Below are 18920 nucleotides of genomic sequence, written 5' to 3'. Positions count from 1 at the left end.
GCGTCAGGCCCCCACGGCTGCCCGCGCGCGGCGCGCGAGCTCGGTGCCGTCGATACCCGGCCAGCCGTGCAGGCCCTCGGCGTGCGAGGCGGGAAGCGCGTCGGCGCCCCACACGGCGCCCGCGAGCGAGCCGGCGATGGCCGCGACCGTGTCGGTGTCGTTCCCGCCGCGCACGGCGCGCTCGATCGCGTCGAGCGGCGTCGCCGCGCCCGAGACGGCGGCGAGGGCGCCCTGGAACGCCCGGACGATCCACCCGTTCGCCTGTTCGAAGTCCCGCGGATGCCGGCCCTCGGTCGCGTCGATGAGATCGCCCCACCGACCGCGGCGCTCGGCGGGCACGAGATCGAGCTGCGCGCGCATGTCGAGTTCCCCGGTCAGGATGCCGTGGCGGATCGCCCCGCACCACAGAGCGCACGCGTCGAGGTTGTCGTCCTCCCAGTGGGTGAGGCGAGCGACGGCGCCGGCGGCCGCGGCGAGATCCTCGCGCGGGCGATCGAGATAGCCGAGGGCGACGGGACCCGTGCGCATGAGCGAGCCGTTGCCTCCGCTGCGACCCGACGCGTCGTGCACGGCGCGGGATGCCGCGGTGATGGCATCCATTCCTCCGCCGGCGGGGATGCGGGACAGGACCTGGCGCGTCTGGGCACCGACGTCGAGGGCCTCGCGCGCCCACTCCTTCCAGCGGTGCACGATCGTCTCGAGCGAGGAGGGGTCTTCGAGGCGGTGTCCGGCGGCGAGTTCGTCGAGGATCGGAACGGCCATGCTCGTGTCGTCGGTCCACTCGCGCTCGCCGTGGCCGAAATGCCCGCGTCCGAACGCGGGCACGACCTCGTCGGCGAGGGCAGGGCCGAACTCGTAGGCGGAGCCGAGGGCGTCGCCCGCGGCCGAGACGAGGACGGCGCCGATGGCGCGATCGACCTGTGCGGGGGAGGGGGCGCTCATGACCTCAGCCTAGGAGCGACGTCTCTTCTCAGACGCGTGCAGCGCTGAGGGCGCTCGGTGAAAGCTCGACGAGACCTTCCCCGGGCGTCCACCGCCACCTCGTGCCGAGGCCATCGGCGTACTCCAACCGGGTGATGGAGCGATCGCCGGCGACGGTGAAGGGGTCGAGAACGTCAGCCTCGCGGACTGGTCGGGGAATACCGTCCCAGGAGGATTGCAGGGCGAGCCCTCGGTTCTGGACGAAGAACTGTCCGGGCGGCAGCACCTTCATGCGGATGATGTGGGTGTTCTCGCCCGGGCCAGCCACGTGAACTTCGACGTCGTAGAACACGGCCGACGTCGGGCTCTGGTTCGAGACGACGACCCCGTATCGGCGACCGCTTTCATCTCGGTCGGCCGCCCACCATGAGGCGACGCTGCCCGCCAACTGGCGACGGTCGCGCGCTCGGTCGACCTCGTCTCGTTGGGCTTCGCGCGTAGCCGAGTCGCGCGCGGAGGCGACGGCCTCTTGACGCGTCTCGTCAGCGGTCCTGTTCGCGGCGAGCGCGACGCGGAGCGCGAAGATACTCAAGATGCACCCCAGGACGGCGGCGAGCGCCGCGACCCAATCGGCGAGGGTTCCGGGTTCGAGAGGGAGTGGCGACATGCCCCTCACGTTAGGGCGAGGCGCCGGTCCGGGGCGAGGAGATGCACTGTATTTCACCCGGGGCATCCGCGCGTTTCACCCGCAAAGGGGGATCAGATGTCGCTGTAGTCGTTCGCCGGCAGGATGAGTTGCGTCACCGCGTCGCCGTCGAGCACGAGCATCACGTACTCGCGCCCCACCTCGCCCGGGCGTTGGAGGGACTGCGTCCCCGGTACGTCGCGCGTGTCGAGGCGCAGCGCGGTGGAGTCGAAGCCCTCCGTGGCGCCCGCCGCGACCGCCTCGGCGCGGGTCGAGCCGACACCGATGCCGCCCGTGGTGACGACCGGGTGGCCGGACACCGTGGGCGTGGTCACGCGGACGGTGGCGCCGCGGGGGGATCCGTCATTGGGTACGGTCACGGTGAATCCCGGCCAGGTGAGCGCGGTGAGCTCGAGGGTGCCGCCGTAGGGCCCCTCGACCGCCGACTGCGTGGGGGCCGTGCCGAGCGCCGCCGTCCACGCGTCGACGGAGTTCAGCGAGTACTCGAGGGTCGACCCCGCGGCGATCGAGGCGCTGTCGAGAGAGACGATCAGGACGGCATCGCTCGCCGGGGCTGCCGCGTCGCCCGTGGGTGAGACCGTCGGAGTGGGCTTCTCCGACGGGGTGAAGGCGGGCGTCGGCGAAGCCGCTTCCGTCGGCTCGGGGGAGGGCTGCGGGACGCACGCGCTCAGGCCGAGGGCCAGAACGGCCGTGAACGTCAGAAGGGGGACTGTTCGCCTCATAGACGAACGCTATCGGCCCCGCGGTTGGTCTTCAACGAGCCCCGGACGCGCCGCGGTGGATGACACCGCGAGGGTTCGGCATCCGGTCGACTCGTTCCCGGGGAAGCGGGCGTCCTCGGTGCTCAGCCCAGCTCGCTCGGGTGCGTCAGCCGCCACCACAGGGACGGCTCCTCGATCGCTCCCTTGATCTTCACCTCGGCCGACGTCGTCTGCGGCCCCGCGGTCCACGTGACCGAGCCGACGACCTCGCCGTCGGCGTAGTTCTGCGGGGTCGTGGTGTCGAGGGTGACCGAGACGGGTGTGTCCGACCACGTATGGAGTTTGGTCGTCTTGGCCAGCACGAGCGACGCGCTCGAGCCCCACGGGGTCGAGATGGTGCCGAGGTCGTCGCCGACCGTGCCGAGCGGGATGTCGTGGAAGCCGTCGCTGATGCTCTGGAGGAGGTTGCGGACGTCCGCGTCGGTGCTGTCGTGGGTCTCGCCACCCAGTCGCACGCCCGTGATCTGCAGGGGAGAACCGATTCCCACGTCGAGTGACGAGGTGAACAGCAGGTTGAAGGTGCCGTCGCCGAGGTTGCCGGTCTTCAGACCCGTGATGCCGAGGGTCCCCAGCAGGTCGTTGGTGTTGGTGACCGTGCCGGCGCCGGTGATCTGCGCCGATCGGGTGCCGGCGATCTGGGCGATGACCGGGTTCGCCTCGGCCAGTTTCGCGAGCGCCAGCAGATCGCTCGGGGTGCTGGCGTTGCGGGAGTCGATGCCCGTGGCATCCACGATCCGGGTGTCGTTCAGACCGTTCTTGCTCAGCCACGATCGAGCCGCCGACACGTACGCCCCCTCGGAACCAAACCCCCACCGGGCGATGGCGACGGCGTAGTTGGCGGCCGAGGGCAGCAGCATGGTCGTGAGCGAGTCGTGCAGCGACAGCTTCAGTCCGTCGGGCATCGGCGCGATGACCGCGCCCTGCACGTAGAACTGGTCGTACAGATCGGTGTCGGCCTCGGTGTACGAGATGGTCGGCCCGGGGTCGGTCGGCCCGCTCAGCGGGTGGGCGTCGAGGACGACCAGGGCGGTGACGAGTTTCGAGATGCTCGCGAGGGAGCGCGAGTCGTTCCCTCCCGACGCGGCGAAGGACTGGGCCGCATCAGGGCCGAGGTAGTCGGCGCCTCCGTCGACGCGCAGCAGAGTCTCGCCTCCGGCGGGGAGGGCGAGGGATGCCGCCGCCCCGGCGTTCGCGGCAGGAGCCTGCGAAGTGACGGTCGGGGCAGGTAGAGCGGCGGACGAGGCCCACCACACGTAGCCACCGCCCCCGCCGAGGATGAGGAGGGTGACGACGAGGAAGACGATGAGGACGACGCGCCCGGCGCGACCGCTCGGCTGCGGCTCTCGCGGTGCTTCCTCGAGGAGGTCGCCGAAATCGGCGAGCGTGCTCACGAGATATCTCCAGGGTCCCCCACGTCTCGAACCTATTGGTTTCTCTTCCCCACCACGACCTGAAATTCAAGCCCCCCTTTTCTCCGGAGGTCGGCGGCTTACCGTGTACGCACATCGGGAGATACCCGAAGACCACACGGGAGGAGCCGACTATGGGACTCGACGACAAGATCAAGAACGCTGCGGAGAACATCGCTGGCAAGGCGAAGGAAGCCACGGGCAAGGCGACGGACAACGAGCGCCTCGAGGCCGAAGGTCAGGCTGACCAGACCAAGGCCCACGCCAAGCAGGCCGGCGAGAACGTCAAGGACGCCTTCAAGTAAGTCGCCCTCCCCGAAGTGCCCCGATCCGTGTGGATCGGGGCATTTCGTCTGTTCGGATGAAATCCGGCGGAGGGGATGCCGGGGTGCCGGGGCCGCGGCCGGGATAATGGCGACATGACCGCTGCCGTTCCCACCGAGACCCCCACCGTGGTCTCGGGCACCCCCGTCGTCCTCCGCGCACACGGCTACGAAGCCGCGATCGCGAGCGTCGGCGCCTCCCTCCGCTCCCTGACGCACGAGGGCCGCGACCTCGTCGTTCCCTTCGATGCCGACGAGCTCCGTCCCGGCTACCGGGGGACGACGCTCGCCCCCTGGCCGAATCGCGTGGTCGACGGCATCCACCACTTCGACGGCGTCGAGCACCAGCTGCCGCTGACCGAGCCGAACCGCGGGCACGCGCTGCACGGGCTGCTGTCATGGGTCGACTGGAACATCCTCGAGGCGTCCGATGACGCCGTCACCCTGACCGCGACCGTCACCGCGCAGGCCGGGTACCCCTGGTGGCTCGTCGTCTCGACCACCTACCGCCTTGCGGCGAACGGCCTCACGCAGACCGTCCGCGCCACGAACCTGTCGGACACACCGGCGCCTTGGGGCACGGGACCCCACCCGTACCTCGTCGCGGGCCCCGCGACCCTCGACGAGTGGACGCTCGGCCTGCCCGCCGACACCGTTCTCGAAGTCACCCCCGATCGGCTCGCGCCGGTGGCACTGGCATCCGTCACCTCCGACGCCGAGCGCTTCGACTTCCGCGACGAGCGGGTGCTGGGTGCGGTCGAGATCGACCACGCCTACACGGGACTGATCCGGGATGCCGACGGCCGCGCGACCGTCACGCTCACCGATCCCTCGGGCACCGGCGTCGAGATGAGCTGGGCGGGGGAGTGCGCGTGGGTGCAGATCCACACCGCCGATCTGCCCGACGGTCCCGGCACACCCGGTCATCGCGCCGGCCTCGCCGTCGAACCGATGACCTGCGCACCCGACGCGTTCAACGACGACGCCTACGACTTCGACACGGGCGTCGTCTCGCTCGACCCCGGAGCCTCGCACGACGCCGAGTGGACCATCTCGGCGCGCTGAGACCCTGCCAACGACAGAACCGCCCCGGAGTGATCCGGGGCGGTTCTGTTCATGTGGGCGGTCCGTCGGTCAGAGGACCTGGGCCCCGCACATCCCGCAGTCGCCACCCGCGGAGACCTCGACGAAGCAGTCGGGGCACATCGCGCGCGTGGGGCGGTCGGTGATCGGGGTGGGCTTGAGGCTCGGCGCGCGACGCTCCTTGGGAGTGGACGCGGCACGGGCGCGGCGGGCCTCGATGGTGGGGGCCGGCGGCGGCGGCGGGGCGGCCGGCTTGTGTGCCTCGCAGTAGAACCGCACGAACCCGCCGTGGTGCTTGGGGTGGCGGTGCTTCACGGCCCACAGCTCGGTGCGCTCGTACAGCGGACCCTCAGTGCCGCAGGCGACGCAGCGGGTGGCTTCGCCCGGGACGACCTCGGAGACGAGCACGGGAGCATCGAAGCGGATGGCATCTCGCCAGTCCTGCGACGAAACGATCTTCATGGGGGACCCTTCTCGGGCGGTTCGGGCCGCCCACCCTCAACGGTACGCTCCTCCCCACCCCCGCGGGGACCGGAATCGTGCGCAGAAGGGGTGGACACCGCCCGCGGGCCCCCGGATAGGTTGGAAGGAATTCCCCCGTACCGCGGTTCGCGGTACCCGTCGAAGGAGAAGTATGGAACTCGCCGCCCTCGGAGCCATCGGCGTCATCGCCGCCATCGTCGTGGTGGTCGCGATCGTCGTGATGATCGTGCTCAGCCTGGTGATCCGCGGCTGGTACCGCGTCGCGAAGGCCGACGAAGCGCTGGTCATCGTCGGAAAGCGGCAGAAGAGCGCCGACGGCGAGTCCTCGCGCATCACCGTGATCACGGGCGGCGGCGCGATCGTCAACCCGCTGACGCAGCGCGGCGAGATGATCTCGTTGCGCGCGCGCCAGATCAAGATGGAGCCGACCGCGCAGTCGTCCAACGGTGTCACCGTCAACGTCAGCGGCGTGGCCCTGGTCAAGATCGGATCCGACCCGGAGTCGGTGCGCCGCGCGGCCGAGCGTTTCGCCTCGCAGGACAAGGCGATCGAGCAGTTCACGACCGAGCAGCTCGAGGGTGCGCTGCGTGGTGTCGTCGCGACGCTGACCGTCGAAGAGCTGATGCGCGACCGCCAGCGTCTCTCGGACCAGATCGCCGAGGGCATCAAGGCCGACCTTTCGTCGCAGGGCCTGATCCTCGACTCGTTCCAGATTCAGGGCGTCACCGACACCAACGGGTACATCTCCGCCCTCGGTGCGACCGAGGTCGAGCGCGTCAAGCGCGAGGCGGAGGTCGCCCGCATCAACGCGGTCCGCGAGATCCGCGCGCGCCAGATCGCCACGGACGAGGCCAACCTCATCGAGCAGACCAAGCTCGACAAGAACAGCGCCGCGGCCAAGGCCGAGGTCGGTCGCGCCAACGCCGAGGCCGAGCAGGCCGAGGCACTGACCCGCGCCGAGCGCCGCCAGGCCGTCCTGCAGCAGGAGGCCCAGAACACGCAGGCCCGCCTGGAATCCGAGGTCTCCCGCGTCGCCGACGCCGACCTCTACCAGCGCCAGAAGGATGCCGACGCCGAGGCCTACGCGCAGATCAAGGCCGCCCAGGCCCGCGCCGAGATCGCCGAGCAAGAAGCCGCCGCCGTGCGCGTGCGCGCCGAGGCCGACGCCCAGGCCGTCCGCCTGGCCGGTGAAGCCCGCGCCGAGGCGATCCGCGCCGAGGCCGAGGCGTTGTCGCACAACCAGGAGGCCCTGCTCGCGCAGCGCGCCCTCGAGGCCCTGGTGCCGATGATGGCGGAGTTCGCCAAGGGCTACGACCGCGTCGGCAACATCACCGTCCTCGGCGGCGAGGGCGCCAGCGGTCACCTCGCGACGGAATCGGCGACGGGCCTGCGCTCGTCGTTCGAAGCGGTCAAGGCGGCGACGGGCATCGACCTGACGCAGATCATCCAGGGTCGGGTCGTTGCGGACGCGTTCACGAACCCCCAGCACGCCGGCGAATCCGCCCAGACGCGCTCGTACCCGGCCCCGACCACGCCCTCGGCGTCGTCGGAGTCGTGATCGGAGCGACCGGTGCCTGAGGCACCCGAGGTCGAGGCGCTCGCGCTCTTCCTGCGCGAGCGCCTCACCGGTTGCGCCGTGACCGGCGTCGAGCTCGTCGAGGGGCGGGCGCTGAAGACCCGAGCGCGGCCGCTCGACGAGCTCGTCGGTCGTACCGTGACCGCGGTGACTCGCCACGGCAAGCACATCGACCTCGATCTCGACGGTGTGCACCTGGGTCTGGGCTTCGGGCGGGCCGGGTGGGCGACCTGGAGTGACGGGCCCGCGGACGACGACGCCCCCGCGGGAGCGGCTGTCATCGCGCGGATCGTGTTCGACCACGGCATCCTGGGCATCACTGATGCCGCGGAGTGGCTGTCGGTGCAGCTCCATGTCGTCGATGCGGCCGACGAGGTGCCCTCGGTCGCGAAACTCGGACCGGATGCCGCGGACCCCAGCTATTCGCGAGACAAGCTCGCCGAAGCCCTCGGGCGGCGGCGCAAGCAGCTCAAGGCGCTGTTGCAGGAGCAGGAGACGCTCGCGGGCATCGGCAACGCCTACTCGGACGAGATCCTCTTCGCCGCGCGACTGTCGCCCACCGCCCACGCCGCAGCCCTCAGCGACGATGACATCATCCGGTTGCACCATGCGCTGCACGACACCCTGACCGCTGCCGTCATCGCACGTCGCGGAGTCCCGATCGCCGAGCAGAAGGCCGCGAAGGTCGCGTCGATGCGCGTGCACGGGCGTACGGGAGAGCCCTGCCCCGATTGCGGCGGGGTGATCGAGGACATCCCCGGCACGAAGGGCGGCGGGCAGTGGTGCCCGTCCTGCCAGACGCTGCCCGCGGACGCCTGAGCGGCGCGCCCCGGCGCGCAGCCCGTGTGAGGGGTCGATACGTGTCGCCCCGCGCGTCGCTCGGCGACACGTTCTGACCCCTCGGGCGGCGGGGACGACGAAGGGGCCCCGCACCGAAGTGCGGGGCCCCTTCGTCGCGGAATGCTCAGGCGGTCTGGCCGGAGTGCTTTCCTTCGGCGACCTCTTCGACGAGCTTCGCGTTGAACGCGGGCAGGTCATCGGGGTTACGGCTCGAGACCAAGCCCTGGTCGACGTGCACCTCTTCGTCGACCCACGTGGCACCGGCGTTGCGCAGGTCGGTCTGCAGCGTGGGGTAGCTCGTGAGCGTGCGGCCCTTGAGCACGTCGGCCTCGGTGAGGATCCATCCGCCGTGGCAGATGACGGCGACCGGCTTGTGCTGGTCGAAGAAGCCACGGGTGAACGACACGGCGTCCTTCACGATGCGGATGTCGTCGGCGTTCTGCACGCCGCCGGGGAGCACGAGGGCGTCGAAGTCGCCCGCCGAGGCGCCGGAGACGGAGAGGTCGACCTTCTGCTCGTGGCCCTTCTCGCCGCTGATGCTGTCGTCGTTCGGCGAGACGAGGACCGCCTCGGCTCCGGCGGAGGTCACGGCCTCCCACGGGCTGGTCAGCTCGCTGTCTTCGAATCCGTCGGTGGCGAGGAACGCGATGCGCTTTCCGGTGAGGTCGGTCATGGGAAGCCCTTCTTTCTCGATCGGGGGTGCTTCCACGCTAAGAACCGGGCGAGACGGAGAGACGGGGGTTGCGGATGCCGGACCCCGGCGTTACCTGAATCGCGCGGCCCCCGCGCTCGCGCGCAGGCGTAGCATGGAGCGCATGTCCGCTGACACCACCTCTGACACCACCGCCGCGTCGAAGCCGCTGATCGCGCTGCTCAACGCTCCCGGTGTCGAGACCGACACCACAGAGAAGCCTTCCGCGTCGCAGTGCTGCGGCGGCGGTTCCTGCTCGCTCTGATTCCGTGCTGGTGCGTGTCGCGCTGGCCCTCGCCGCCGTGCGCGCTCTGACGGTGCGCCGGCGCGTGTCGTAATGATCTCGCGCCGTGGCTTATCGCTCTGACTTCAGCCAGCGCTCGTCACGCTGACCGCACGCATCGCGTGTCGCATCGACGCCGCGCTGGCGCGTGCCTCAGTGCGGCGCCGCGTAGGACGGCTGCAGACCCTCCGCCCGTCCCGGGTCGGGGAGCTGGCGTGTCTCGCAAGACCGGGCGGGCGCGGGCGCGCCCACCCGGTGCCGAGGTCAGTGTGCGGCGACAGGCGCGTCGGCGTCTTCGGCCTCCGTCGGTTTGCGGACGAAGCACGCGAGGACGACCGCTGCGGTGGCGATGACCGCGCCGACGATGAACGAGGCGTGGACGCCCGACGCGACGGCTCCGGCCTGATCGACACCACCGGCGAGAGCGGCGCTAGAGAACACGGTCATGATGGCCACGAAACCGGCCGTACCCGCCGCGCCGGCCACCTGCTGGGCGGTGCCCACCACGGCACTGCCGTGCGAGTACAACCGGCGGGGGAGCGAGCCGAGCGCAGAGGTCATCAGCGGTGTGAAGACGAGGCCCAGCCCGAGGTTGAGAGCGAGGTACACCGTCACGATCCACCAGATGGGCGTGTCCTGACCGAAAGTGAGCGCCATCGTCCACAGCACCGCGGCCGCGATCAGCATGCCGGGGATGACGAGCGGGGTCGGCCCGAAGCGGTCGAAGAGGCGGCCGACGATCGGGGCCATCACGCCCATGAGCACGCCACCCGGAAGCAGCATGAGACCCACCGTGAGGCTGCTGAGACCGAGCGCCTGCTGCAGGAAAATCGGCAGCAGGATGAGCGAGCCGAAGAGCGCGGCCATCACGATCGCGACCAGCGGCACAGCGAGACGGAACGACGAACTCTGGAACACGCGCAGGTCGAGAAGAGCGGAGTCGGAGCGCTGCAGGCGGAGCTGACGGATCACGAAGACGGTGACGAAGACCGCGCCGACGGCGAGGGGGATCCACACCGGAACGGACGAGTGCCCGGATGCCGACTCGCCGATGGCACTGAGGCCGTAGACGAGACCCCCGAAGCCGATCGCCGACAAGACCACGGAGAGCACGTCGAATCGTGCGTCGGGACGGGTCTGGGTGACGTTGCGGACCCAGCGGGCACCGAGCGCGATGGCCACGAGGGCGATCGGGAGGATGAGCCAGAAGATCGCGTGCCAGGTGAGAGCCGACAGGATGAGGCCGGACACGGTCGGGCCGACCGCGGGAGCGACGGCGATGACGATCGTGACGACGCCCATGACCCGACCGCGCTTGTTCGCGGGGACCAGGTTCAGGACGGTGGTGAACAGCAACGGCATCATGACGCCCGTGCCCATCGCCTGGACGATGCGGCCCGCGAGCAGGACGCCGAAGGCCGGAGCGAGTGCGGCGACGAGGGTACCGAGAGCGAAGATGCCCATCGCGCTGAAGAAGACGACGCGGATGGGGAAGCGCTCGAGGAGGAAGCCGGTCAGGGGGATGACGACGGCCATCGTCAACAGGAACGCCGAGGTGAGCCACTGTCCGGTGGCGGCGCTCACGCCGAAGTCGGCCATGATCGCGGGCAGAGCGACGGACATCGTGGTCTCGTTGAGGATGACGACGAACGCGGCGACGACGAGCAGAGCGATGACGGGGCCGGGGCGGGGCGCGGGCGCCGCGGGTGCGGCGGCGTGGGGTCGGGAGACGGGAACGGTGCCGGTGGCGGCCATGACGAGGTCCTTTACGTGCGGGGGGCTTCGTGGCGCCACGGAGGGCGACTGCGAGGGTCACAACGGAGGTGCGGCCCGGGTTATTCCGACGGCGGGTCCACGGATCGGAGGAGACCCGCTCGCGACCCTATCGGGTGCCCCCGACATCGCCGGAGCCGGAGCCGGTGTCGGTGGTCGGACGTAGGCTGACGATCATGAGCATGGGGATGGGCGGGAGTATGTTCCGCGGCGTGGATGCCGAGGTGCAGCGCCGTCGCAACGCGCAGGCCCCGCGCGTGGCCCACCTCGGTCGCCGCGTCGTCGACCTGTTCCGGCCCTACCGCGCTCGCATCGTCTTCACCGCGCTCCTCGTCGTGGTGGGCGCGGCCGTCGCCGTCGTCCCGCCGCTGCTGGTGCAGCGGATCTTCGACGACGCGTTGTTCCCCGTCGACGGGTCGAGCCCCGACCTCTCACTGCTCGCCTTCCTGGTCAGCATCATGATCGGACTCTTCCTGGTCTCGGCGGCCCTCAACGTGGGCCAGACCTGGCTCACCGCCACGGTCGGCAACCGGGTCACCGGAGATCTGCGCACGCGCCTGTTCGATCACCTCCAAGACATGGAGCTCGGCTTCTTCACCCGCACCAAGACGGGCGTCATCCAGTCTCGTCTGCAGAACGACGTCGGCGGTGTCTCGGGCGTGCTGACGAACACGGTCACGAGCATCCTCGGAAACGCCGTGACGGTCATCGCGTCGCTGGTGGCGATGATCCTCATCGACTGGCGACTTACCCTGATCGCGGTCGTGCTCATGCCCTTCCTCCTCGTCGTGCAACGCCGCGTGGGCCAGGTGCGGGCGCGCATCGCGGGCGAGACGCAGGAGTCGCTGTCGGAGCTGTCGGCGATCACGCAAGAGACCCTGAGCGTCTCCGGCACCCTCCTGTCGAAGTCGTTCAACCGCCAGCGCACGGAATCCGCCCGCTTCGACGCCGAGAACGACAATCAGGTCCGTCTACAGGTGCGCCGGGCCATGAGCGGCCAGGGCTTCTTCGCCGTGGTTCAAGTGATCATGTCGAGTGTTCCCGCGGTCATCTACCTCGTCGCGGGGTACCTCATCGGAGGCGGCGCGGGAGCGATCACGGCAGGAACGATCGTGGCGTTCACCACCGTGCAGGCTCGGTTGCTCATGCCGTTGATGGGGCTCATGCGCGTCGCGCTCGACGTGCAGACCTCGTCGGCGCTGTTCGCCCGCATCTTCGAGTACCTCGATCTGCGTCCCGCGATCGTCGACGAGCCCGACGCGCGGCCCGTCTCGGCCGCTCCGGGACCGGTGGGGCGCATCGAGTTCCGCGACGTCGAGTTCCGCTACCCCGACGCCCCCGCGCAGGCGCGGCCCACCCTCGACGGCGTCTCGTTCACGGTGGAGCCCGGCCAGCACGTCGCGTTCGTCGGCCCATCGGGCGCAGGCAAGACCACGATCCTCTACCTGACTCCGCGCATGTACGAGGCGACCGGGGGAGCGGTGATGTTCTCGGGCGCCGACGTGCGCACCCTCGACCGGGCCTCGATCATCGACGAGATCGGCATCGTCTCGCAGGAGACCTACCTGTTTCACGCGACCGTGCGCGAGAACCTGCGCTACGCCCGCCCCGACGCCACAGACGCCGAGATCGAGGCCGCGTGCCGCGCGGCGAACATCCACCACGTCATCGCCTCGTTCGAGGCGGGCTACGACACCATCGTGGGCGAGCGCGGCTACCGTCTGTCGGGCGGAGAGAAGCAACGCATCGCGATCGCGCGCGTGCTGCTGAAGGACCCGCCGGTCCTCCTGCTCGACGAGGCCACGAGCGCCCTCGACACGGTGTCGGAGCGCATCGTGCAAGAGGCCCTCGAGACGGCCTCGCACGGACGCACGACCCTGTCGATCGCGCACCGCCTGTCGACGGTCATCGGCGCCGACCGAATCCACGTGGTGGATGCCGGCCGCATCGTCGAATCGGGAACGCACAGTGAGCTGCTGGCCCAGGGCGGCCTGTACGCGAGCCTCGCGGCCGAACAGCTCGCGGCGTCGTTCGTCCTCGCCGAGGAGCAGCTCGACGAAGCGGGCCTCGCCCGTGCCGCCCTTCCCGCGCGACGCGCCGACGAGGCACCCGCCTGAGGCGCCCGCCATCAGACCGGACGGGCGCGGGTCCGCCGCGTGCACAACGGCGGAGCTTTCCAACCGCGCGCCGTGTAACGGCATCCGCCATCGGCGTGTCGGGCGGGGCTCCGCGGTTTTGCCCCGGGCGGGCGTCAGCCGGGCAGGGTCTCGACGAACGCCTCGAGCGCGATGCGGTACGCGGGGTCGGGGTGCGACTCGGCGATGCGCTCGAGCGGCGGCAGGTCCAGGGTGCGGATCAGCGCCCCGCGTTCCCGCACGGCCGCGTCGGCTCCGGCGGCCCGCAGGACCGCGATTCCCTCACCGAGAGCGTCGAGGTAGTCGCGCAGGATGTCGAGTTCGCTGAGTCGCTGGGTGATCGACCCGCCCTCGCGGCGCTGGCGCCAGTCGACCACGACGTCGGGGATGACGTCGAACCCCGCCGCCAGCGTGTACATGCGCTGCGTGAGGACCTGGTCTTCGTAGTAACGCCCCTCGGGGAACCGCAGGTCGTGCTCGCGCCAGAAGGCGGTGCGGCTCATCTTCGACCACGCCACGATGTTGCCCGAGGCTGCGGGGTGCTCCGCGAGCGTCGTGCGCTCACGGGCGGGATCGGTGGATGCCGACACCCAGGGCTGCACCTCTCCGGCGACGTAGGCGGGGGTGTCGGCATCCGGTCGCAGACGTACGTAGGCGCCCACCGCGAAGTCGCTGCCGGTGCGATCGAGCGTGTCGGCCAGGCGCGAGAGGGCGTGGGGGCGCATGACGTCGTCGGCGTCGAGGAACGCGGTGTACGGGGTGTCGACCCGTGCGAGGCCGGTGTTGCGGGCGGCTCCGAGCCCCCGCCGTGAGGTGTGCCGCTCGAGGCGGAACCGCGGGTCGGCGGAGGCGGCGTCGGCGAAGACGCGCGCTGTGTCATCGTTCGAGGCGTCGTCGACGAGGATCGCGCTCCAGTGCGGGTGCGTCTGCGCCCGCAGGGAGTCGAGGGCTTCCTCGGCGAAGGTGGCGACGTCGAACCCGGGGACGATGACGGTGACGGGGGTGGAACTCACCCGCGCGATCCTACGGCGGTGACGGCGGTGGCGACGGCATCTGCCACGTCGTCGAGAGAAGCGGTGAGACCGTGCGGGAGAGTGAACCGCACGGCGGTGCGGGCGTCGTCGTGCGCGACGCCGATCGCGAGCAGCACGTGCGACGCCTCGTCGCTGCCGGCCGCGCACGCGGATCCGCTGGAGGACACGATGCCGCGCCGCTCTAGCTCGAGCAGCACGGTCTCGCCGTTGGTGCCGGGGAAGACAAAGCTCGCCGTCCCGGGGAGGCGATGCGTCGGGTGACCGGTCAGACGCGCGCCGGGAACGAGGGCGAGCACGCGGGCGATGAACGCGTCGCGCAGGGCGCCGACCCGGGCGACCTCGTCGGCCCTCTCGGTCTCGGCGAGGGTGAGGGCGGTGGCGATCCCCACGGCTCCGGCGACGTCGGGGGTGCCCGAGCGACGGCCGCGCTCCTGCCCGCCGCCGTGCAGCAGCGGCTCGAACGGCAGGCGTCCGCGCACGGCCAGAATGCCCGTGCCCTTCGGGGCGCCGAGCTTGTGTCCGGCGATGGTGACGGCATCCGCCCCCGTCCCCGACAGCGGCAGCCACCCCGCAGCCTGCACGGCGTCGAGGTGCAGGGGCACCCCGCGGGCGTGCGCGACGGCGGCGAGCGCGGCGACGTCTTGCACCGTGCCGATCTCGTTGTTGGCATAGCCCACCGACACGAGGGCCGTATCGTCGCGCAGCGCTGCGGCGAGCGCCTCGGGGGTCAGGGTTCCGGTGTCGTCGACGGGTGCGTGGGTGATCTCGACGCCGTGGAGGCGGTGCAGGTAGTCGGCCGAGGCGAGCACCGATTCGTGCTCGATCGCGGTGGTGACGAGGTGCCGCCGCTCCGACCCCAGGACGATCCCCTTGATCGCGGCGTTGTTCGATTCGGTGCCGCCCGAGGTGAACAGCACGTCTGCGGGGCGCATGCCCAGCACGGCGGCGACGCGACGGCGGGCGTCGTCGAGGGCGGATGCCGCGGCCTCACCCACCTCGTGATGGCTCGACGGGTTGCCGAAGTAGCGGGTGAGGTACGGGGTCATGGCCTCGAGCACCTCGGGGCGCACGGGGGTGGTGGCGGCGTTGTCGAGGTAGAGGCTCACGCCGTCTCGATGCGGATGTCGAGCCCGAGGTCGAGGGCGGATGCCGAGTGGGTGAGGGCTCCGACCGAGATGACGTCGACCCCGGTCTCGGCGATCGCGCGGACGGTCTCGAGGCTCACGCCCCCTGATGCTTCGACCTGCGCGGCGCCGGCGATGCGGGCGACACCGGTGCGCAGGTCGTCGAGCGAGAAGTTGTCGAGCATGATGGTGCCGACCCCGGCCGCGAGCACCGCGTCGATCTGGTCGAGGCGGTCGACCTCGACCTCGACGTGCGTGGTGTGGGGGAGACGCGCGATCGCACTCTCGAGTGCCTGGGTCACCGACACACCCTGCGCGGTCAGCACGGCGAGGTGGTTGTCCTTGGCCATCACGGCATCCGAGAGCGAAAAGCGGTGGTTGTGCCCGCCGCCGTCGCGCACGGCCTGCCGCTCGATCGCGCGCAGGCCGGGCGTGGTCTTGCGCGTGTCGACGATGCGCGCGCCGGTGTGGGCGACCTCGGCGACGTAGCGGGCGGTGAGGGTGGCGATGCCCGACATGCGCTGCACGAAGTTGAGCCCGATGCGCTCGGCGGTCAGCACCGCACGCGCAGGGCCCGTGACCACGGCGAGCGTGTCACCGGGGGAGAAACGCTCGCCGTCGGCGACGAGATGCTCGACGGAGGTCGAGGGGTCGGTGAGGGTGAAGGCGGCGGCGAACACCGCGGCTCCGCTGAAGACGCCCTCGACCCGCGCGACGAGCTCCGCGCGGGCGACGGCGTTCTCGGGGATGAGGGTCTCACTCGTGAGGTCGCCCCACGGTGCGTCTTCTTCGAGGGCGGCGGTGACGACGCGGTCGATGGCGGAACGGGTCAGCATGCGAGCACCTTCGAGGGGGAGGAGGGGGCGGATGCCGCGGCGGCGGGCACGCGGGCGGGTGAGGGGTCGCGAGGGTCGGCGTCAGTCCCCGAGGCCTCGACCGCGACGACGGCGGCGAGGACGCGAGTGTCGGCGCCGGCGGCCGGGGCAGCGGCCGAACCGATCTCGGCGTCGGAGCGGAAGTGCGCGCCGACGGATGCCGTGCGCTTCAGCGCCGCGTCGACCACGTGCGACGCGACGAGCAGGAGGTTGGCGTCTTCGACACCGAGGGCTGCGCCGGCTGTGCGCCACGCGGCGAGGATCCCGGCGGCCCGGGTGAGACCCGCGGCGTCGCGCATGAGCCCCGCATCGGTCCACATCAGCTGCTGGAGCGCCGCGCGGGTGAAGGGCGGGGCAGCGGCGTCCGGGACCTCCCGAAGGGGGACGGGCGCGACGGCGGCGACGGGCCAGACCGTGTCGCGGCCCACGGCCTCTCCTGCGCGTGCGCCGAACACCGCGCCCTCGAGGAGGGAGTTCGAGGCCAGGCGGTTGGCGCCGTGCACGCCCGTGCGGGCGGTCTCGCCGACCGCGTAGAGCCCGGGAACCGTCGTGCGTCCGTCGAGGTCGGTCACGACCCCGCCCATCAGGTAGTGCGCCGCGGGGGTCACCGGGATCGGCTCGCGACCCCAGTCGAGACCGCGCTCGCGCACGGCGGCGTCGATCGTGGGGAAGCGCTGCGCGAGGCGCTCGTCGCCGATGGCAGCGGCATCGAGCCGCACCGGGCGACCGCCCTGCCCGGCCATCGCGCGCGCGTTGGCGCGGGCCACGACGTCGCGCGGGGCGAGCTCGCCATCGGGGTGGGCGTCGAACGCGAAGCGGCGGCCGGTGTCGTCGACGAGGGTCGCGCCCTCTCCGCGCACGGCTTCCGACACGAGGAACGGTGCGCCCACGGCCAGCGCGGTCGGGTGGAACTGCACGAACTCGAGGTCGGCGACGGCGGCGCCCGCGCGGACCGCCGCGGCGATGCCGTCGCCCGTGGCCCCGAGCGGGTTGGTGGTGTGGGCGTAGAGCTGCCCGGCGCCACCGGTGGCGAGGATCACCGCGTCGGCGGTGAGGCGCTCGCCGCCGTCGAGCGCGATGCCGACGGCGCGTCCGTTCGCGATCAGCAGGTCGCGCAGCAGCGCGTGCTCGCGCAGCTCGATGCCCGCGGCCCGGACAGCGTCGCCGAGAGCGGCCTGGATCGCCGCTCCCGTCGCGTCTCCGCCGGCGTGCAGCACGCGCGCGACGGCGTGGGCCGCCTCCAGCCCACGCGAGAAGTCGCCGTCGGCGGCACGGTCGAACGCCACGCCCCGCGCGACGAGCTCGGCGATGCGGACCGGGCCCTCGCCGACGAGGACGTCCACGGCATCCGGATCATTCAGACCGGCGCCGGCCGTGAGCGTGTCGGCGGCGTGCGAGGCCGCGGTGTCGGCGGGGGAGGTGACCGCCGCGATCCCGCCCTGCGCCCACCGCGTGTTGGTGTCGGGCAGGGCGCCCTTCGTCACGACCGTGACGCGGCATCCGGACTCGGCCGCGTGCAGCGCCGCCGTGAGACCGGCGATGCCGCTGCCCACCACGACGACGGTGGTCATTTCACGGCGCCGTTCGGCTTGGCCGCGAGCATGCGCTCCAGCGCGACGGTCGCGGGCTCGGCGACGTCGGCCGGCACCCTGATGCGGTTGACGACCTCGCCCGCGACGAGCGACTCCAACACCCAGGCGAGGTAGCCGGGGTGGATGCGGTACATCGTCGAACAGGGGCAGACGACCGGGTCGAGGCAGAAGATCTCGTGCTGTGGGTACTGGGCGGCCAGGCGCTGCACGAGGTTGATCTCGGTGCCGATCGCGAAGGTCGTGGGCTCGGTCGCCGCGGCGATGGCCTTGCGGATGATGTCGGTCGAGCCTGCCTCGTCGGCGGCGTCGACCACGTCCATCGGGCACTCGGGGTGCACGATCACGCGCACGCCCGGGTGTTCGGCGCGGGCCTTGTCGATCTGGTTGACGGTGAAGCGGCGGTGCACCGAGCAGAAGCCGTGCCAGAGGATGACGCGGCTGTCTTCGATCACCTCGGCCGTCGAGCCGCCGAGCGGCTTCCGCGGGTTCCACATCGGCATCTGTTCGAGGGGCACGCCCATCGCCTTGGCGGTGTTGCGGCCCAGGTGCTGGTCGGGGAAGAACAGCACGCGACGACCGCGTGCGAACGCCCACTCGAGCACGGTGCGCGCGTTCGACGAGGTGCAGACGATTCCGCCGTGACGACCGACGAAGCCCTTGATGGCGGCGGAGGAGTTCATGTACGTCACCGGGATCACGGGGACCAGGCCCTCGGCATCCGGGGTCTCGAGGTCGCCGAGCACGTCTTCGAGCTGTTCCCAGCACTCCTCGACCTGGTCGATGTCGGCCATGTCGGCCATCGAGCAGCCCGCGGCCAGGTTCGGCAGGATCACGGCCTGGTCGGGGCGCGACAGCAGGTCGGCGGTCTCGGCCATGAAGTGCACGCCGCAGAACACGATCGCCTCGGCCTCGGGGCGCTCCTTCGCGGCGTTCGCGAGCTGGAACGAGTCGCCCACGTAGTCGGCGTGACGCACGACTTCTTCGCGTTGGTAGAAGTGCCCGAGCACGACCACCCGGTCGCCGAGCGTCTCCTTCGCCGCGCGGACGCGGGCGTCGAGCTCGTCGTCGGACGCATCGCGGTACTCCTGCGGCAGCTCGCCCTGGCGCGGCGCCCCCGTGGGGATGACATCGCCCATCGACGAGCCGGGGCCGTAGCCGGGGCGCGTGTCGAAGTCCCAGGGGCCGACGGCGAGGTCGGTCGAGCAGGTCGCAGCGGTCGAGGCGCCCGAGACGATCGCCTGGATCGCGTGGTCGACGCTGGGGTCGATCGCGGGGCGGGGCTGCAGGGTGAGAGGCGTGGCGGACATGGGC

Annotated in this window: 18 protein-coding genes; 6 read left to right on the top strand and 12 right to left on the bottom strand. The window is 71.2% G+C overall.

Annotated features, from left to right (window positions below):
• Positions 1 to 3: 3 nt before the first annotated feature.
• The 4 genes from AB6V31_RS08420 to AB6V31_RS08405 all read right to left on the bottom strand — a co-directional run bounded on the left by AB6V31_RS08420 (position 4) and on the right by AB6V31_RS08405 (position 3779).
• Positions 4 to 942 carry an ADP-ribosylglycohydrolase family protein gene (locus AB6V31_RS08420; RefSeq protein ID WP_056230090.1) on the bottom strand — a complete coding sequence of 313 codons (939 nt, stop codon included), beginning with the start codon at positions 940 to 942 and terminating at the stop codon, positions 4 to 6.
• A gap of 28 nt (positions 943 to 970) precedes the next feature.
• On the bottom strand, positions 971 to 1588 hold the full coding sequence (locus tag AB6V31_RS08415; protein ID WP_056230093.1) for a hypothetical protein: 618 nt from the start codon (positions 1586 to 1588) through the stop codon (positions 971 to 973).
• 92 nt (positions 1589 to 1680) lie between these two features.
• The gene (locus tag AB6V31_RS08410; protein WP_369365033.1) at positions 1681 to 2349 is read right to left on the bottom strand and encodes a hypothetical protein; all 669 of its coding nucleotides are present in this window, start codon (positions 2347 to 2349) and stop codon (positions 1681 to 1683) included.
• Between the two features lie 122 nt (positions 2350 to 2471).
• Entirely contained in the window at positions 2472 to 3779 is a 1308-nt protein-coding gene (locus AB6V31_RS08405) for a D-alanyl-D-alanine carboxypeptidase family protein (RefSeq protein ID WP_369365031.1), read from the bottom strand.
• Positions 3780 to 3931: 152 nt separating this feature from the next.
• On the opposite strand from AB6V31_RS08405, the gene AB6V31_RS08400 reads away from it, so the two are divergent.
• Both AB6V31_RS08400 and AB6V31_RS08395 read left to right on the top strand, forming a co-directional pair.
• Positions 3932 to 4102, top strand: coding sequence for a CsbD family protein (locus tag AB6V31_RS08400; RefSeq protein WP_074697048.1), 171 nt, complete (start codon positions 3932 to 3934; stop codon positions 4100 to 4102).
• Positions 4103 to 4216: 114 nt separating this feature from the next.
• The gene (locus AB6V31_RS08395; RefSeq protein ID WP_369365029.1) at positions 4217 to 5185 is read left to right on the top strand and encodes an aldose 1-epimerase family protein; all 969 of its coding nucleotides are present in this window, start codon (positions 4217 to 4219) and stop codon (positions 5183 to 5185) included.
• 69 nt (positions 5186 to 5254) lie between these two features.
• On the opposite strand, the gene AB6V31_RS08390 is transcribed toward AB6V31_RS08395, so the two are convergent.
• A complete protein-coding gene (locus tag AB6V31_RS08390) occupies positions 5255 to 5665 on the bottom strand; it encodes a hypothetical protein (protein WP_056230101.1) in 411 nt (136 codons plus the stop codon).
• Between the two features lie 172 nt (positions 5666 to 5837).
• Here AB6V31_RS08390 and AB6V31_RS08385 point away from each other — a divergent pair, with 172 nt between their 5' ends.
• Together AB6V31_RS08385 and AB6V31_RS08380 are read left to right on the top strand one after the other, a co-directional pair.
• Positions 5838 to 7244, top strand: a complete 1407-nt coding sequence (locus tag AB6V31_RS08385; protein ID WP_056230105.1) for a flotillin family protein — start codon at positions 5838 to 5840, stop codon at positions 7242 to 7244.
• Between the two features lie 12 nt (positions 7245 to 7256).
• Positions 7257 to 8081, top strand: coding sequence for a DNA-formamidopyrimidine glycosylase family protein (locus AB6V31_RS08380; RefSeq protein WP_056230108.1), 825 nt, complete (start codon positions 7257 to 7259; stop codon positions 8079 to 8081).
• Between the two features lie 145 nt (positions 8082 to 8226).
• Here the strand turns inward: AB6V31_RS08380 and AB6V31_RS08375 are convergent, their stop codons facing one another.
• On the bottom strand, positions 8227 to 8775 hold the full coding sequence (locus tag AB6V31_RS08375) for a type 1 glutamine amidotransferase domain-containing protein (protein ID WP_056230112.1): 549 nt from the start codon (positions 8773 to 8775) through the stop codon (positions 8227 to 8229).
• A gap of 142 nt (positions 8776 to 8917) precedes the next feature.
• Here AB6V31_RS08375 and AB6V31_RS08370 point away from each other — a divergent pair, with 142 nt between their 5' ends.
• Entirely contained in the window at positions 8918 to 9058 is a 141-nt protein-coding gene (locus AB6V31_RS08370) for a hypothetical protein (protein ID WP_156371708.1), read from the top strand.
• 282 nt (positions 9059 to 9340) lie between these two features.
• On the opposite strand, the gene AB6V31_RS08365 is transcribed toward AB6V31_RS08370, so the two are convergent.
• Positions 9341 to 10831, bottom strand: coding sequence for an MDR family MFS transporter (locus AB6V31_RS08365; RefSeq protein WP_056230115.1), 1491 nt, complete (start codon positions 10829 to 10831; stop codon positions 9341 to 9343).
• A 194-nt stretch (positions 10832 to 11025) separates the two neighbouring features.
• Between AB6V31_RS08365 and AB6V31_RS08360 the strand changes: the two genes are divergently transcribed.
• Positions 11026 to 12966 carry an ABC transporter ATP-binding protein gene (locus tag AB6V31_RS08360; RefSeq protein ID WP_369365025.1) on the top strand — a complete coding sequence of 647 codons (1941 nt, stop codon included), beginning with the start codon at positions 11026 to 11028 and terminating at the stop codon, positions 12964 to 12966.
• A gap of 134 nt (positions 12967 to 13100) precedes the next feature.
• On the opposite strand, the gene AB6V31_RS08355 is transcribed toward AB6V31_RS08360, so the two are convergent.
• From AB6V31_RS08355 to nadA, 5 genes are read right to left on the bottom strand one after another with little or no spacing between them, the layout of a single operon-like run.
• Positions 13101 to 13997 carry a glycosyltransferase family 2 protein gene (locus AB6V31_RS08355; protein ID WP_369365024.1) on the bottom strand — a complete coding sequence of 299 codons (897 nt, stop codon included), beginning with the start codon at positions 13995 to 13997 and terminating at the stop codon, positions 13101 to 13103.
• Positions 13994 to 15124: a cysteine desulfurase family protein gene (locus AB6V31_RS08350; RefSeq protein WP_082450582.1), complete on the bottom strand. Its 1131-nt coding sequence runs from the start codon at positions 15122 to 15124 to the stop codon at positions 13994 to 13996. The genes AB6V31_RS08355 and AB6V31_RS08350 overlap by 4 nt, the downstream gene beginning before the upstream one ends.
• Positions 15121 to 15978 (bottom strand): carboxylating nicotinate-nucleotide diphosphorylase, encoded by an 858-nt coding sequence (nadC, locus tag AB6V31_RS08345; RefSeq protein WP_268104226.1) that lies wholly within the window; start codon positions 15976 to 15978, stop codon positions 15121 to 15123. The genes AB6V31_RS08350 and nadC overlap by 4 nt, the downstream gene beginning before the upstream one ends.
• A complete protein-coding gene (nadB, locus tag AB6V31_RS08340; RefSeq protein WP_369365021.1) occupies positions 15972 to 17588 on the bottom strand; it encodes an L-aspartate oxidase in 1617 nt (538 codons plus the stop codon). The genes nadC and nadB overlap by 7 nt, the downstream gene beginning before the upstream one ends.
• Positions 17585 to 18916 carry a quinolinate synthase NadA gene (gene nadA / locus AB6V31_RS08335; protein WP_369365019.1) on the bottom strand — a complete coding sequence of 444 codons (1332 nt, stop codon included), beginning with the start codon at positions 18914 to 18916 and terminating at the stop codon, positions 17585 to 17587. The genes nadB and nadA overlap by 4 nt, the downstream gene beginning before the upstream one ends.
• Positions 18917 to 18920 lie beyond the last annotated feature (4 nt).

Origin of the sequence: Microbacterium sp. 16-032 (assembly GCF_041079455.1) — a bacterium.
GTDB lineage: Bacteria > Actinomycetota > Actinomycetes > Actinomycetales > Microbacteriaceae > Microbacterium > Microbacterium testaceum_A.
This window is presented reverse-complemented; position numbering and strand designations above follow the sequence as displayed.

Excerpts from the sequence above, each read along its gene's own strand:
- AB6V31_RS08420 (WP_056230090.1), bottom strand. The coding sequence starts at position 942 with ATGAGCGCCCCCTCCCCCGCACAGGTCGATCGCGCCATCGGCGCCGTC.
- AB6V31_RS08415 (WP_056230093.1), bottom strand. The coding sequence starts at position 1,588 with ATGTCGCCACTCCCTCTCGAACCCGGAACCCTCGCCGATTGGGTCGCG.
- AB6V31_RS08410 (WP_369365033.1), bottom strand. The coding sequence starts at position 2,349 with ATGAGGCGAACAGTCCCCCTTCTGACGTTCACGGCCGTTCTGGCCCTC.
- AB6V31_RS08400 (WP_074697048.1), top strand. The coding sequence starts at position 3,932 with ATGGGACTCGACGACAAGATCAAGAACGCTGCGGAGAACATCGCTGGC.
- AB6V31_RS08395 (WP_369365029.1), top strand. The coding sequence starts at position 4,217 with ATGACCGCTGCCGTTCCCACCGAGACCCCCACCGTGGTCTCGGGCACC.
- AB6V31_RS08390 (WP_056230101.1), bottom strand. The coding sequence starts at position 5,665 with ATGAAGATCGTTTCGTCGCAGGACTGGCGAGATGCCATCCGCTTCGAT.
- AB6V31_RS08385 (WP_056230105.1), top strand. The coding sequence starts at position 5,838 with ATGGAACTCGCCGCCCTCGGAGCCATCGGCGTCATCGCCGCCATCGTC.
- AB6V31_RS08375 (WP_056230112.1), bottom strand. The coding sequence starts at position 8,775 with ATGACCGACCTCACCGGAAAGCGCATCGCGTTCCTCGCCACCGACGGA.
- AB6V31_RS08370 (WP_156371708.1), top strand. The coding sequence starts at position 8,918 with ATGTCCGCTGACACCACCTCTGACACCACCGCCGCGTCGAAGCCGCTG.
- AB6V31_RS08365 (WP_056230115.1), bottom strand. The coding sequence starts at position 10,831 with ATGGCCGCCACCGGCACCGTTCCCGTCTCCCGACCCCACGCCGCCGCA.
- AB6V31_RS08360 (WP_369365025.1), top strand. The coding sequence starts at position 11,026 with ATGAGCATGGGGATGGGCGGGAGTATGTTCCGCGGCGTGGATGCCGAG.
- nadC (WP_268104226.1), bottom strand. The coding sequence starts at position 15,978 with ATGCTGACCCGTTCCGCCATCGACCGCGTCGTCACCGCCGCCCTCGAA.
- nadB (WP_369365021.1), bottom strand. The coding sequence starts at position 17,588 with ATGACCACCGTCGTCGTGGTGGGCAGCGGCATCGCCGGTCTCACGGCG.
- nadA (WP_369365019.1), bottom strand. The coding sequence starts at position 18,916 with ATGTCCGCCACGCCTCTCACCCTGCAGCCCCGCCCCGCGATCGACCCC.